The 14,302-nt window shown below is 40.9% G+C and carries 14 protein-coding genes; 10 read left to right on the plus strand and 4 right to left on the minus strand.

From position 1 onward, the window contains the following. Positions 1-12: 12 nt before the first annotated feature. The 3 genes from A6J31_RS10975 to A6J31_RS10985 are packed head-to-tail and all read right to left on the minus strand — an operon-like array spanning position 13 to position 2,768. On the minus strand, positions 13-927 hold the full coding sequence (locus A6J31_RS10975) for a PTS system mannose/fructose/sorbose family transporter subunit IID (RefSeq protein WP_014633903.1): 915 nt from the start codon (positions 925-927) through the stop codon (positions 13-15). Between the two features lie 15 nt (positions 928-942). Next, on the minus strand, positions 943-1,743 hold the full coding sequence (locus A6J31_RS10980; RefSeq protein ID WP_002886606.1) for a PTS mannose/fructose/sorbose transporter subunit IIC: 801 nt from the start codon (positions 1,741-1,743) through the stop codon (positions 943-945). A gap of 17 nt (positions 1,744-1,760) precedes the next feature. Continuing rightward, entirely contained in the window at positions 1,761-2,768 is a 1,008-nt protein-coding gene (locus A6J31_RS10985; protein WP_002889985.1) for a PTS sugar transporter subunit IIB, read from the minus strand. 378 nt (positions 2,769-3,146) lie between these two features. Between A6J31_RS10985 and A6J31_RS10990 the strand changes: the two genes are divergently transcribed. Continuing rightward, positions 3,147-3,878: a cyclase family protein gene (locus tag A6J31_RS10990; protein ID WP_045768765.1), complete on the plus strand. Its 732-nt coding sequence runs from the start codon at positions 3,147-3,149 to the stop codon at positions 3,876-3,878. A 43-nt stretch (positions 3,879-3,921) separates the two neighbouring features. On the opposite strand, the gene A6J31_RS10995 is transcribed toward A6J31_RS10990, so the two are convergent. Further along, on the minus strand, positions 3,922-4,734 hold the full coding sequence (locus A6J31_RS10995) for a Cof-type HAD-IIB family hydrolase (protein ID WP_014633905.1): 813 nt from the start codon (positions 4,732-4,734) through the stop codon (positions 3,922-3,924). Positions 4,735-4,942: 208 nt separating this feature from the next. Between A6J31_RS10995 and A6J31_RS11000 the strand changes: the two genes are divergently transcribed. The 9 genes from A6J31_RS11000 to infB all read left to right on the plus strand — a co-directional run bounded on the left by A6J31_RS11000 (position 4,943) and on the right by infB (position 14,213). Next, positions 4,943-6,364, plus strand: coding sequence for an NCS2 family permease (locus A6J31_RS11000; protein WP_014633906.1), 1,422 nt, complete (start codon positions 4,943-4,945; stop codon positions 6,362-6,364). A 273-nt stretch (positions 6,365-6,637) separates the two neighbouring features. Then, complete coding sequence (gene tsaE / locus A6J31_RS11005) at positions 6,638-7,081, plus strand: tRNA (adenosine(37)-N6)-threonylcarbamoyltransferase complex ATPase subunit type 1 TsaE (RefSeq protein WP_002889989.1); 444 nt, start codon at positions 6,638-6,640, stop codon at positions 7,079-7,081. After that, positions 7,074-7,595 (plus strand): GNAT family N-acetyltransferase, encoded by a 522-nt coding sequence (locus tag A6J31_RS11010; protein ID WP_021143570.1) that lies wholly within the window; start codon positions 7,074-7,076, stop codon positions 7,593-7,595. The genes tsaE and A6J31_RS11010 overlap by 8 nt, the downstream gene beginning before the upstream one ends. Positions 7,596-7,603: 8 nt before the next feature. Then, entirely contained in the window at positions 7,604-8,857 is a 1,254-nt protein-coding gene (brpA, locus tag A6J31_RS11015) for a biofilm formation/cell division transcriptional regulator BrpA (protein ID WP_014633909.1), read from the plus strand. A 152-nt stretch (positions 8,858-9,009) separates the two neighbouring features. Further along, complete coding sequence (gene rimP / locus A6J31_RS11020; RefSeq protein WP_002883745.1) at positions 9,010-9,483, plus strand: ribosome maturation factor RimP; 474 nt, start codon at positions 9,010-9,012, stop codon at positions 9,481-9,483. Between the two features lie 65 nt (positions 9,484-9,548). Then, a complete protein-coding gene (gene nusA, locus A6J31_RS11025) occupies positions 9,549-10,748 on the plus strand; it encodes a transcription termination factor NusA (RefSeq protein WP_002883755.1) in 1,200 nt (399 codons plus the stop codon). 20 nt (positions 10,749-10,768) lie between these two features. Continuing rightward, the gene (rnpM, locus tag A6J31_RS11030; RefSeq protein ID WP_002883779.1) at positions 10,769-11,065 is read left to right on the plus strand and encodes an RNase P modulator RnpM; all 297 of its coding nucleotides are present in this window, start codon (positions 10,769-10,771) and stop codon (positions 11,063-11,065) included. Continuing rightward, a complete protein-coding gene (locus A6J31_RS11035) occupies positions 11,058-11,360 on the plus strand; it encodes a YlxQ-related RNA-binding protein (protein ID WP_002883776.1) in 303 nt (100 codons plus the stop codon). The genes rnpM and A6J31_RS11035 overlap by 8 nt, the downstream gene beginning before the upstream one ends. A gap of 18 nt (positions 11,361-11,378) precedes the next feature. Continuing rightward, the gene (infB, locus tag A6J31_RS11040; RefSeq protein WP_080611191.1) at positions 11,379-14,213 is read left to right on the plus strand and encodes a translation initiation factor IF-2; all 2,835 of its coding nucleotides are present in this window, start codon (positions 11,379-11,381) and stop codon (positions 14,211-14,213) included. Positions 14,214-14,302: the final 89 nt, after the last annotated feature.

Here is a 14,302-nt window from a genome sequence, read left to right on the forward strand (position 1 = left end):
ACCTTGCTCCGATTAGAGTACACCAATAATGTGGAGCACAATAGCTAGAACAAAGATACCCAAAATGATAACGATTGGAGAAACTTTTCTCTTAAGAAGGTACATACAGAGGAAAGTCAAACCAAGGGCAGCAAGACCAGGAATCAATTGGTTCAAGTTATCTTGCAATGTTGTTACCTTGTTGGCTTCGAGTGATTTACCAGCAGCTTGTTCTAGGAAGGCTGCTTTAACACCGGCAATACCTTTTGGAAGTTTATCCCAATCGATATAAGCACCTTCTTGTTGTTTAACAACAGAGACAACTGGTGTGAAGGTAATGCTTACCCAACGTTGGATAAGAGAACCGATAACGAACATCCCCATCATTGATGCGCCACGAGTTACTTGTTGGAGAAGGTTACCTGACAAGTCGTCTGTAATCGCAGTACCAGCACGGTAACCAAATTCTTGAGTATACCATTTAACAGCGGCAACCATAACGTTCCAGAGAACGAAGAAGACGATTGGGCCTAGGACGTTACCTGAAACAGCCAAACCTGCTCCTAGTGAAAGGAAGATTGGACGAAGGGTAAACCAGAAGAGAGGGTCACCGGCACCTGCAAGAGGTCCCATCATACCGACCTTAACCCCTGAGATAGCCGCATCATCGATCTCAGCACCGTTGGCACGTTCTTCTTCCAAGGCAAGCGTAACCCCAAAGATTGGGTTGGCCATGAAAGGTTGTGTATTGAAGAATTCCAAGTGACGCTTAAGCGCAGCAGCACGGTCTTCTTTAGTTTGATAAAGTTTTTTGATTGCAGGAATAAGGGTGTAAGCCACACCACCATTTTGCATACGTTCATAGTTGAATGAAGCTAAAAGGAAGTATGAGCGCAAGAAAGCTTTGAAACGATCTGCTTTTGTTAATTTAATTTTTGAATCAGCCATTTTCTTTCCTCCTAATTAAAAGTCTTCCAGAATTTCACCGAGGGGATCACCTGATCCTCCATCATTTGAAGAACCATTTGAACCACTAGCTTCAAGCGCAAGGTACATAACGGCAAGACAGAGGCCGATGATACCCAAGCTAATCAAGGTCAACTCTTTGAGGGCAGCCAAAGCAAAACCAAGGAAGAAGAATGGCCAAACTTCACGACTAGACATCATGTTGATAACCATGGCATAACCAACGGCTACAACCATACCACCACCGATTGTCATACCTGATTTTAACCATTCAGGCATAGCTTCAAGACCAGATTGTACGAGGTGAGCAGGAATCAAGAGCAAGAGGAGGGCAGGGATAGCAACACGGAGACCTTGGAGGGCCATACCGATAAAGTGCCATCTTTCAACACCAGCGATATCAGCAGCTTCTGCACGGCTATCCATAATATGAGCGATGAAGACAGTTGCTGTACGGACAACCATTGTCAAGGCAAGACCGGCAACAGCCAAAGGCACCGCAAGGGCGATGGCAGGACCAATCCCTTTAGTTCCTTGACCACCCAAGATAAGGATGATTGTAGAAGCTACAGCGGCAAGTGAGGCATCTGGTGCCATGGCAGCACCAACGTTAGCCCATCCCATAGTGATCAACTGTAAGCTACCACCCAACATTACGCCGAGTTCGAGATGACCAGTAACAAGACCGATAAGGGAACAAGCCACAACTGGTTGGTATGTTTCGATTTGGTCGTTAACTGAGCTACAACCGATGATGAAAGCAACAATTACGACTAAAATAATTTGTACTAAACTCATTTATGCATCCTCCAAAATTATTTCTTCTCTGCTAATTTAGTTTCAGCTGACTTAATCAAGGCATCAACGTTTGCTGGGCTATCACTTGGTACCCCACGAACGTCAAATTTGACACCCAATGATTGCAACTCTTTGATAGCATCCACATCTGTTTGGTCAAATGAAAGAGCTTTAGTAACATTGACTTTTCCTTCTTTATAAGCTGAAGAACCAAGGTTGATTTCTTTAACATCAACACCTGCTTTAACAGCAGCAAGAGCATCTTCAACAGATTCAAAGAGAAGCATAGCACGTGTATCACCAAAACGTGGGTCATTGTTTGCTTTAACCATGTTTTTAATTGGGATAACGTGAACTTGAACACCAGATGGAGCGGCTTGTTTAATCATGTTTGTACGAAGTTTATCATGACAAACAGTGTCTGAAACAACGATGATACGGTCTGGGTGAGTTGAGTGAGTCCAACCAGTCGCAACCTGACCGTGGAGGAGACGTGTGTCAACACGAGCCAAAACGTATTTGATTTTTCCATCACCAAGTACTGTTCCTTCAGGAATGGTACCCTTAGGAATAGAAGGTTTAGCGTCTGCTGGTTTAGTGTCTTCTTCAGGAATAAGGCCTTCTGGAAGGACTTTAACGCCTTCTTTTGTTTCCTTATAAATGTTAGCGACAATCTCTTCAACCCCAGCATCAGGAGCTACCATACGTTCCGTATATGCTTGGATAAGCATTGGTAAGTTGAGTCCTGTCACGATAACCATCTTGCGATCAGGATTTTCTTCCTTAATTCGGCTTGCCTGGTTAAATGGTGATCCAGACCAAAGGTCTGCAAGGACTAGAATTTCGTCGTCAGCGTCAAATTGAGCAATGGCATCTTTGAAGTGAGCGTACAAGTCGTCAGGACCTTCATTTGGCATGAAAGTAACCACTTGAACTTTCTCTTGTTCACCAAAAATCATAGAACCTGATTGGTGAATACCTTCAGCGAATTTACCATGGCTAGCAATAATAATACCGATACCCATTAGTGTTCTTCCTCCTTTTATATATTGTTTCTTAGGAATAGAAAAATGATTATTGGTATTAGCATTCATGACATGAAAATGACAACAATATTTTTTTAGTCCCTCGAAAATTAGAACACTCTAATTATAGAACGTTACCATGAATTTGTCAATGGTTTTCGTAACAAAAGTGTCATATAATTGAAAAAAACATCAAATTATTGCAAATATACTTTTTTTTCAGACAATAAGTGTTAAGTATAGTTTTAAGCTATATCTAACTAGGGGGAATAGGATTAAGAAAAAATGAGATAAAAGCTTGTAATAGCTGGTGTTGGCTGCTATAATTTCTTCAATTAACTATTTAAGGTTAAATCTATAAGAAAAGAGGGCCTCCTTATGTCAGATTTACTAAGTATTTATAATGAATTGCAATCTAAGAAATGGGTTGACTTGACCCACAAAATTAATGCGGAAAGTCCACATTTCCCAGCCCTTCCTGCTTTGAAACAAGAAGACCTTTTCACATTAAAAGATGGTTTCCATGTTCAAAAATTTACAGTAGTTGGTCAATACGGAACGCATATTGATGCACCGATTCACTTTGTAGAAGGTGGTCGTTGGTTGGATGAGATTGCTCTCAAAGATCTTCTTTTACCACTCTATGTTATCGACAAGTCTAAAGAAGTTGCTGCGAATCCAAACTTTATCTTGAGCAAACAAGATATCTTAGACTTTGAAGCAGAGCATGGAAAAATTACTGAAGGGGCCTTTGTCGCTTTTCGTAGTGATTGGTCAAAACGTTGGCCAGATCAAGATGCTATGCGCAACCTTGATGAAAATGGGGTTCAACAAAGTCCAGGGTGGAGCCGTGAAGCTCTAGAATTCTTGATTCATGAACGCCATGTTAAGGCTGTCGGTCATGAGACTTTTGATACAGATGCTGGTATTCCAGCAGCAGAACATGGCTTGGTTAACGAATACTACCTCTTGGAACAAAACATTTATCAGGTAGAAGTCTTGAATCAATTGGATCAAGTTCCAGCTGTTGGTGCTTTGATTTCAATTGCATTTCCTCACTGGGACAAGGCGACAGGTTCCCCAGTGCGTGCAGTGGCTATTTTACCTTAATCATAAGAAAAACACCGAAGAAATTTTCGGTGTCTTTTGTTATTTATAAAAAGAGTTCCTGGAGTTTGCGAGCAACGCCATCCTCTTCATTAGTCCACTCAATTTGTTCGTTAGCGTGGGGGAGAAGGACAGAGCTAGCATTCTTCATGGCATAACCAGTTTTAGCAAGCTCCAACATCTCTGTGTCGTTGTGTTCGTCCCCAAAAGCAATCAGATCATCCGTTGATTTGCGCATGGCCTTAAGTAAGTAGTTTAGGGCGTAGGCCTTGTTTATGCCTTTAGGCGAAAATTCCAAGATATTAAGCGGGCCACCCCAAGAATCAACTTCAATTTCTTCCTTGAAGTCCTTCTTGATGTCATCGGCAAGTTGGTACTTATCCTCATGACGAGTTTGCATAAGGAGAGCGTTAGGGTTGCGCGTGATTTTAGTTGGTTCTAAACGCATAGCCTCAATAATTTTATCAACACCAAAGAGTTGTGGTTGAATACGCTCCGGGTGATTCATAGTGATATAGAAGTGTTTTCGATATTCACTAGCCAGAAAATCCATCTCTAACTCATCATGGCGTTGTAAGAGGCTAATCAGATATTTCTTATCTAATTTAACCGAATGCTCATAAGCCCAGTTTTGGTCTGGAAGATTGGTCAAAGAGCCGTTGAAGGTGATGAGTGGTGTTTCTAACCCTAGTGTTTTGTAATGGTCAATAGCCATACGATAAGGACGACCTGTAGCAATAACAACTTGGTGTCCTTTATTTTGTACATCTTTAATCGTTTTTTGTGTGAATTCTGAAATAGTTCCATCTGGGCGCAAGAGCGTTCCATCAAGATCTAGTGCAATCAATTTTTTTGTCATGTTCCTATTATAGCAAAAATCTGTCCTTTGTTGGTGATTAAGAAAGAGCTTTCTAAGAACGTTCGGTTTTTCATAAGAAAAGTCTCAGGAAATAAACCTTGCACCGTCAAATAATTTCATGTAGAATAGTAATGTTGCATTCTACGTGAGAATGTTCCGAAATTATTCGGATTTTGACAATATTTTTTATTAAGGAGTCTAAACTTTCATGGAAAAGTTTTTCAAATTGAAAGAACATGGTACTGACGTCCGTACAGAAGTGACTGCCGGATTGACAACTTTCTTTGCCATGTCTTACATCCTCTTTGTTAACCCAGCGATGTTGGCCCAAACAGGAATGCCTGCACAAGGTGTTTTCTTAGCAACAATTATTGGTGCGGTTGCAGGGACATTGATGATGGCTTTTTATGCTAACCTACCATACGCTCAAGCGCCTGGTATGGGGCTTAATGCCTTCTTCACCTACACAGTGGTCTTTTCTTTGGGTTACACTTGGCAAGAGGCCTTAGCAATGGTCTTTCTATGTGGTGTTATTTCATTGATTATCACAGTAACTAAAGTGCGTAAGATGATTATTGAGTCTATTCCAACAGCCCTCAAATCTGCGATTTCAGCAGGTATCGGTGTTTTCCTTGCCTATGTTGGGATTAAAAATGCTGGTTTTTTGAAATTCTCAATTAATCCACACACCTACACTGTAGCAGGTAAAGGTGCTGATATGGCCAAGGCTTCAATTACAGCTTCATCGTCAGCTACACCAGGTTTGGTTGCTTTCAATAACCCAACTGTAATTGTAGGTTTGATTGGTCTTGTGATTGCGATTTTCTTTATTGTTAAAGGTATTCGTGGTGGTGTTCTTCTTTCAATCCTTGTAACGACTATCATTGCTATTTTTGCTGGTGTTGTTGATCTTGGAAGCATTGACTGGCACGCAGCTAGCTTGACATCATCTATTAAAGACCTTGGTCAGGTCTTTGGTGCAGCGCTTGGATCTAAGGGATTGGGATCACTCTTTGCAGACGTTTCTCGTTTGCCTGGTGTCTTTATGGCTATCCTTGCCTTCTCATTGACTGATATCTTCGATACTATCGGTACCTTGATTGGTACTGGTGAGAAGGTTGGTATCATTGCTTCAACAGGTGATAACAACGAATCAAAAGCTCTTGACCGTGCTCTTTACTCTGACCTTGTTGGTACAAGTATTGGTGCCATTGCAGGGACTTCAAATGTTACAACTTACGTTGAATCTGCAGCAGGTATTGGTGCTGGTGGACGTACTGGTTTGACAGCTCTTGTGGTTGCTGTACTCTTTGCCATCTCTAGTTTCTTTAGTCCAGTGGTATCAATCGTTCCTAATGCTGCCACAGCGCCTATCCTTATTATTGTAGGTGTTATGATGCTCTCTAACCTTAAGAGTGTCGATTGGGAAGATTTGTCTGAAGCTATTCCTGCCTTCTTCACTTCTATTTTCATGGGATTCTCATATAGTATTACCTATGGTATCGCAGCTGGTTTCCTTACTTATACTTTGGTCAAAATCGTCAAAGGTCAAGCTAAGGATGTCCACTTTATTATGTGGATTTTGGATATCTTGTTTATCCTTAACTTCATCAGTATGGCTGTGTTCTAAAGGTTGAAAGTTAAAAGTCTGTATATTTGTCAGGCTTTTTCTTTTGCGATTTTATCTGGGGAATGTGAGAGAGTTTTTTTGATTAACTTTCAAATCTATAGTAAGTTTTACAAAACGATTTCTAATCTATGAGTGATTGATGTGGTTAAAATAAATTGAAGATTAAAATACATATCTTAACTTCTTACTTAAATGATTCAATATTTATAAGTTTCTACTGTATTTTTACAGTGGATTCTAGTCCATATTTTTATTTTTTGATATAATGAAAACATGATTTACAGTCAAAATGAAGAAGAATTGATTAGTATCGGCCAAAAGCTAGGTCGACTGCTCGATTCTGGAGATATAATTGTTCTCTCAGGGGATCTGGGAGCTGGCAAAACGACCTTGACTAAGGGAATTGCCAAAGGTTTGGATATTTCACAGATGATAAAGAGTCCAACGTATACTATTGTAAGGGAGTATGAGGGGCGACTGCCACTCTATCATTTAGATGTCTACCGCATTGGTGATGATCCAGATTCTATTGATTTAGATGATTTTCTGTATGGTGAAGGTGTGACAATCATCGAGTGGGGTGAGCTCCTAGATGAGAGTCTGTTAGGGGATTATCTCCTAATTTCGATATCTCATCATGGAGATGGACGTCAGTTGCTTTTTGAATCTTTCGGTCCTAGAAGTAAGGAGATTCAGGAGGAAATGATAAATGGCTGAGCAAGAATTAGTCATTGAGGAAGCTCAAAGAGAGGATGCTGCCTCTCTAGCTCGTTTACTAGAGACTGTAGCCTTGGAATCGGATTTTCTAGCACAAGATGATAGAAGTTCTATACTGAGTGCTGAACAGTTAGCCACTTATATTGAAAGTCATCAGCATAGGCTTAATGAGATTTGTTTGGTGGCGAAATTGGGTCATGAGGTCATTGGTGTTTGTAATGTTACCTCTGATCAAGATACTAAGACCAGTCATATTGGCGACGTATTTATTGCGGTTTCTAAACCCTACTGGGGGAATGGTGTTGGCCAGTTTCTTATGGAAACAATGATTGACTGGGCAGATCATACACCAACTATCCGCCGCTTAGAGTTGACGGTTCAAGCACGTAATAAACGGGCGGTTCATCTCTATCAAAAATTCGGATTTGACATTGAAGGCACTAAGAAACGTGGTGCAAGAACTAAAAATGGAGAATTTCTAGATGTTTACCTTATGGCTAAACTCATAGATTAGGAAAAAACATGAAACTTGGACGAAAAATTTTATTGATGTTGTTGGCGATTTTTGCAACGACAGTAGTAGCTGCTGGTATTTACCTAACGACAACTTATAATTACGCCACAGGCGAATTGTCAAAAACGTTTAGGGCTTCTAAAGCAACTTCAGGGAATAGTAAGGCTATTCAACAGACTAAGCCTATAACTATTCTCTTGATGGGGGTAGATACAGGATCCAAAGAACGTAAGGAAACCTGGGAAGGAAACTCTGATACCATGATTTTGGTAACAGTGAACCCTAAGACTAAGAAAACAACCATGACCAGTTTGGAACGTGACCTTTTGACAGATATTGAGGGGTCGGGTGAAGCAAAACTAAATTCAGCATATGCTGAGGGTGGTGCTGACTTGGCTATTTCAACCATTCAAAAGGTTTTAGATATTGATATTGACTATTATGCACTGATTAATATGCAGGGTATGATTGATTTGGTAGATGCTGTTGGTGGTATTGAGGTAACGAATCATTTTGATTTTCCAATTTCGATTGCAGAAAATGAACCTGAATTTCAGGCAAAAGTTGAGCCCGGAACTCATAAAATCAATGGTGAGCAAGCTTTAGTCTATTCACGTATGCGTTACGATGACCCTGATGGTGACTATGGTCGTCAAAAACGTCAACGTGAGGTTATTCAAAAGGTTGTAGCTAAGCTATTGAAGATGGACTCTATTGGTTCTTACAAGAAAATTTTGTCGGCTGTAAGTTCAAATGTTCAAACCAGTATCGATCTTGGTGATACCAATACTTTGCGTAGCTTGATGGGTTATAGTGATGCCCTTAAAAATATTAAGTCCTACCAATTGGCTGGTTCGGATGCCATGATCAATGGTGGAAGTTATCAAGTAGCTTCAACTGAGGATATTCTTAAAGTACAAAACCGTATTAAGAAGGAAGTCGGTAAGAAGAAAGTTTCTGAATCTAATCTTAAGACTAGTTTGGTTCTCTATGGTTCTGGTAGCTCTAACTATGGCTCAGATGATTTCGTTAATTCTAAAGGAAGTGCGGCTTCGAGTGAAGCTTCTTCAAATTATGAGGCTGGGACATCTGAGGCAGCTGGTGGTGGATCGGTAAGTACCTACAATGGAGGTACTACCTATAGCAATAACTATAGTGAAAACACAGGTAATTATGTTCAGGAACAAGGTACGACAACCCCTACATACAATAATAATGGATCGGGTGTAACTACTTATAGCACTGTTCCAGCGACGCAATAAATAAGGTTGGGTGATTCCCAACCTTTTTGTTATGAAATGATAGCAATATGGTTATTCCTTGCAATGGCTTTTGAGCTATGCTATAATATAGGAAAATAACGAAAGAGAGGCGGAGTAGAAACTTCGTCTCTTGTGTGTGTAAGGAGGTCATAATGTCGCAAAAAATTATTGATCTCGTGACGGCAGTCGTAGCTCCAGCTATTCCTGAGCCATACGAACTGGTCGATATCGAGTACGAAAAGCTTGGCGGTGACTATGTCTTGTCAGTTTTGATTGATAAGCCAGGAGGTATTACTGTAGAAGATACTGCAGACTTGACTGAAATTATCAGTCCCCTCTTGGATACTATTCAGCCTGATCCTTTCCCGGATCAATACATGCTGGAAGTTTCTAGTCCAGGGTTAGAGCGTCCCTTAAAAACCAAAGAAGCTTTGACAAATGCTGTTGGTCAGTATATCAATGTTAGTCTTTACAAGGCTATTGATAAGATCAAGATTTTCCAAGGTGACTTGGTGGCCTTTGATGGGGAAACCCTAACAATTGATTACCTTGATAAGACTCGCCATAAAACTGTTGAGATTCCCTATCAAACAGTTGCTAAAGCTCGTTTGGCAGTCAAACTCTAAAACTATTAGTGTAAATAAAGAAAGGATGCCAGTTTTGGCCTTTAGAGGTTAAAACAACAAAGAATATGAGCAAAGAAATGCTAGAAGCCTTCCGTGTCTTGGAAGAAGAAAAACACATTAACAAGGAAGACATCATTGATGCCGTGGTTGAATCGCTTAAGTCAGCCTACAAGCGTCGTTATGGTCAGTCAGAATCAGCTGTAGTTGAATTCAATGAAAAAACAGGTGATTTTCAAGTTTATACCGTTCGTGAAGTTGTAGACGAAGTCTTTGATAGTCGTTTGGAAATTAGCTTGAAAGATGCCCTTGCTATCAGCTCTGCTTACGAGCTTGGTGACAAGATTCGTTTTGAAGAGTCAGTCGATGAATTTGGCCGTGTTGCAGCGCAATCTGCCAAACAAACCATTATGGAAAAGATGCGCAAGCAGATGCGTGAAATCACTTATAATGATTATAAGCAACATGAAGGTGAAATCATGCAAGGAACAGTTGAACGCTTTGACCAACGTTTCATTTATGTCAATCTTGGAACGCTCGAAGCTCAATTGTCACGCCAAGACCAAATTCCTGGCGAAAGCTTTAAGTCACACGACGTCATCGATGTTTATGTTTATAAAGTTGAAAACAACCCTAAGGGTGTTAACGTCTTTGTAAGCCGTAGCCATCCAGAATTCATCAAACGTATCATGGAACAAGAAATTCCTGAAGTATTTGATGGAACTGTAGAAATCATGAGCGTGTCTCGTGAAGCTGGTGATCGTACCAAAGTTGCTGTTCGCAGTCATAACCCTAACGTTGATGCTATTGGTACTATCGTTGGTCGTGGTGGAAGCAACATCAAGAAAGTTGTCAGCCGTTTCCACCCAACACGTTTGGATGCTAAGACAGGAATTGAAGTTCCTGTTGAGGAAAATATTGATGTTATTCAATGGGTTGAAGATCCAGCTGAATTTATCTACAATGCTATTGCACCGGCTGAAGTGGACTATGTTCTCTTTGACGAAGATGATAGCAAACGTGCGACAGTAGTTGTACCAGATAACAAATTATCTCTTGCAATTGGTCGTCGTGGACAAAACGTTCGTTTGGCAGCTCATTTGACTGGTTACCGTATTGACATCAAGTCAGCTTCTGAATATGAAGCACTCGAAGCTGAAAAAGCTGAGGCTGCTACTGAGGAAGTTGTTGACGAGATTGTTGCAGAAGATGCTACACCTGTTGAAGTCACAACAGAAGAAGTAATTGAAACAACAGAAGCAGAATAAGAAGAACATAGAGGTGTTTGATGGCTAAAACACGAAAAATACCTTTACGCAAATCAGTTGTCTCAGGAGAAATCATTGATAAACGTGATTTGCTCCGCATTGTAAAAACTAAAGATGGTGAGATTTTCATTGATCCAACAGGAAAGAAAAATGGCCGAGGTGCTTACATTAAACTAGATAATGAAGAAGCTCTCCAAGCTAAAAAGAAACGTGCTTTTAACCATAGTTTCTCAATGGATGTTCCTGAAAGTTTTTATGATGAACTCATTGCTTATGTGGATCACAAGGTCAAAAGAAGAGAGTTAGGTCTTGAATAACACAGAAAAATTGTCAAATATGTTGGGACTGGCACAAAGAGCTGGAAAGCTTATTTCTGGCGAAGAACTTGTCATCAAGGCAGTTCAATCAGGACAGGCGAGACTAGTTTTTCTTGCCAATGATGCTGGTAGTAACGTGACTAAAAAGACGACTGATAAATGTAACTACTATAATATAGAAGTCTCCACAGTGTTTAACGCACTGGAATTAAGCATGGCTATTGGTAAACCAAGAAAAACGGTTGCTGTAGTTGATGCTGGATTTTCAAAGAAAATGAGGACTCTTATGGACTAAAGAATAGGAGGACATCACGTGTCAAAGAAACGATTATATGAAATCGCAAAAGAGGTTGGTGTAGAAAGTAAGGTTGTTGTTGCGAAAGCTCAAGAACTTGGTCTTTCTGTGAAGAGCCATTCCTCATCAGTTGAAGAAGCTGATGCTAATCGTATCACTTCAAGTTTAAAAGGGGGAACAGCTAAGGCTGAAAGCAAGCCAGCTCCTAAAGCGACACCAACTCCTAAAGAGGAAAAGGTAGCGCCTAAGGTTGATAAGGTACCTGTTGCCAAATCAGCTCCAGCTAAAGAAACATCAAAGGCTGAAGTCAAAGAAGCCCCTGCGACTCCGAAAAAACCACAAAGCCGTAATTTTAAGGCAGAACGTGAAGCACGTGCCAAGGCAGAGGCAGAGCGTCGTCAAAATGGCGGAGGCCGTGACAACCGTAATCGTAACCGAAATCAACAAGGGAACGATCAAGGTAAACGTCAGAATAATGATCGTCGCAACCAAAATGGAAATGGTCAAGGCAACCGTAACAATGGAAACCGCGATAACAATAGTAATCGTGACCGTAATTTCCAAGGTAAACAGCGCAATGATCAAGGTCGAAATAAACGTAACGATGCTGTCCGCAACAATCAGGCAGGTCCACGTATTGACTTTAAAGCGCGTGCAGCAGCCTTGAAAGCAGAGCAAAATGCAGAATATTCACGTCAAAGTGAAACACGCTTCCGTGAAGAAAAAGCTGCAGAGCAACGCCGTGCGAAAGAGCAAGAAAAGGCAAGAAAAGAAAAACAACAGGCTGAAGTCGCTGCTCAAAAAGCAGTTGCTGAAGCTAAGCCAGCTCCCAAGCCAGCACCGGCTGCTCAACCAGCTCCAGCTGCACAAGCACAAGATACACGTCGTAAAAAGGCACGTCCAGATAAATCACGTGATAATCGTCGCGAGAATGAAGATGGACCTAAGCAAACAAGAAATAATAAGTGGAATAATCAAAACCAAGTGAGAAATCAACGAAATAGTAACTGGAATAAAAACAAAAATAAAAAAGGTAAAAATAACCGTGGTAATTCAGCTCCAAAACCAGTAACAGAGCGTAAATTCCATGAATTACCAAAAGAATTTGAATACACTGAAGGCATGACGGTTGCAGAAATCGCAAAACGTATTAAACGTGAGCCAGCTGAAATCGTTAAGAAACTCTTCATGATGGGTGTTATGGCAACTCAAAACCAATCTCTTGATGGGGATACTATTGAGTTGTTGATGGTTGACTACGGTATTGAAGCAACCAAGAAAGAAGAAGTCGATAATGCTGATATCGAACGTTTCTTTGTTGACGAAGACTACCTCAATAAAGATGCTATGGTAGAACGTGCGCCAGTTGTTACTATCATGGGACACGTTGACCATGGTAAAACAACCCTTCTTGATACCCTTCGTAACTCACGTGTTGCGACTGGAGAAGCTGGTGGTATCACACAGCATATTGGTGCCTACCAAATTGAAGAGGGTGGTAAGAAAATCACCTTCCTTGATACTCCAGGACACGCGGCCTTTACATCTATGCGTGCCCGTGGTGCTTCTGTTACAGATATTACTATCTTGATTGTCGCTGCGGATGACGGTGTTATGCCACAAACTATTGAAGCCATCAACCACTCTAAGGCTGCTGGTGTTCCAATCATTGTTGCGATTAACAAGATTGATAAACCAGGTGCTAACCCAGAGCGTGTAATCGGTGAATTGGCAGAGCATGGCGTTATCTCAACTGCATGGGGTGGGGATAGCGAATTCGTTGAAATTTCAGCGAAGTTTGGTCAAAATATTGAAGAATTGCTTGAAACAGTTCTTCTTGTGGCTGAAGTGGAAGAACTTAAAGCTGACCCAACAGTTCGTGCCATCGGAACCGTTATTGAAGCGCGTTTGGATAAAGGTAAAGGTGCGGTTGCAACCCTCCTTGTTCAACAAGGTACCTTGCATGTTCAAGACCCAATCGTTGTTGGTAATACCTTCGGACGTGTCCGTGCTATGACCAATGACCTTGGTCGTCGTATTAAGACTGCAGCACCATCAACACCAGTTTCAATTACTGGTTTGAACGAAGCGCCTATGGCAGGTGACCATTTTGCCGTTTATGAAGACGAAAAAGCAGCTCGTGCAGCCGGTGAAGAACGTGCCAAACGTGCCCTTATGAAACAACGTCAACAAACACATCGTGTTAGTCTTGATAACCTCTTTGATACCCTTAAAGCTGGTGAATTGAAGACTGTTAATGTTATCATCAAGGCCGACGTGCAAGGTTCTGTTGAAGCCTTGGCAGCATCACTTCTTAAGATTGATGTTGAGGGTGTTCGTGTTAATGTTGTTCACTCAGCAGTAGGTGCTATCAACGAATCTGATATTACTCTTGCGGAAGCTTCGGATGCTGTCGTTATCGGATTTAACGTTCGTCCTACACCACAAGCACGTCAACAAGCGGAAACTGATGAAGTTGAAATTCGTCTTCACAGCATCATCTACAAGGTTATCGAAGAAATCGAAGATGCCATGAAAGGGATGCTTGATCCTGAATTTGAAGAAAAAGTCATTGGTGAAGCTATTATCCGTGAAACCTTCAAAGTTTCTAAAGTCGGAACAATCGGTGGATTCATGGTTACTAGTGGTAAAATCACTCGTGATTCAAGTGCCCGTGTGATTCGTGATGGTGTCGTTATTTTTGATGGTAAATTGGCAAGCTTGAAACACTTTAAAGATGACGTTAAAGAAGTCGGAAACGCTCAAGAGGGTGGTTTGATGATTGAAAACTATAACGATATTAAAGTTGATGACGTTATCGAAGCTTACATTATGGAAGAAATTAAACGTTAATTTTGTTAGCTTTTAAGAAAGCTTACTTAGGAGACAAAGCTAGGTCATCTGGCCTGGCTTTTGTTCCATCATAATAAGAGAGAAAGGAT

The sequence above is a fragment of the Streptococcus sp. FDAARGOS_192 genome, assembly GCF_002073815.2.
Lineage (GTDB): Bacteria > Bacillota > Bacilli > Lactobacillales > Streptococcaceae > Streptococcus > Streptococcus salivarius_H.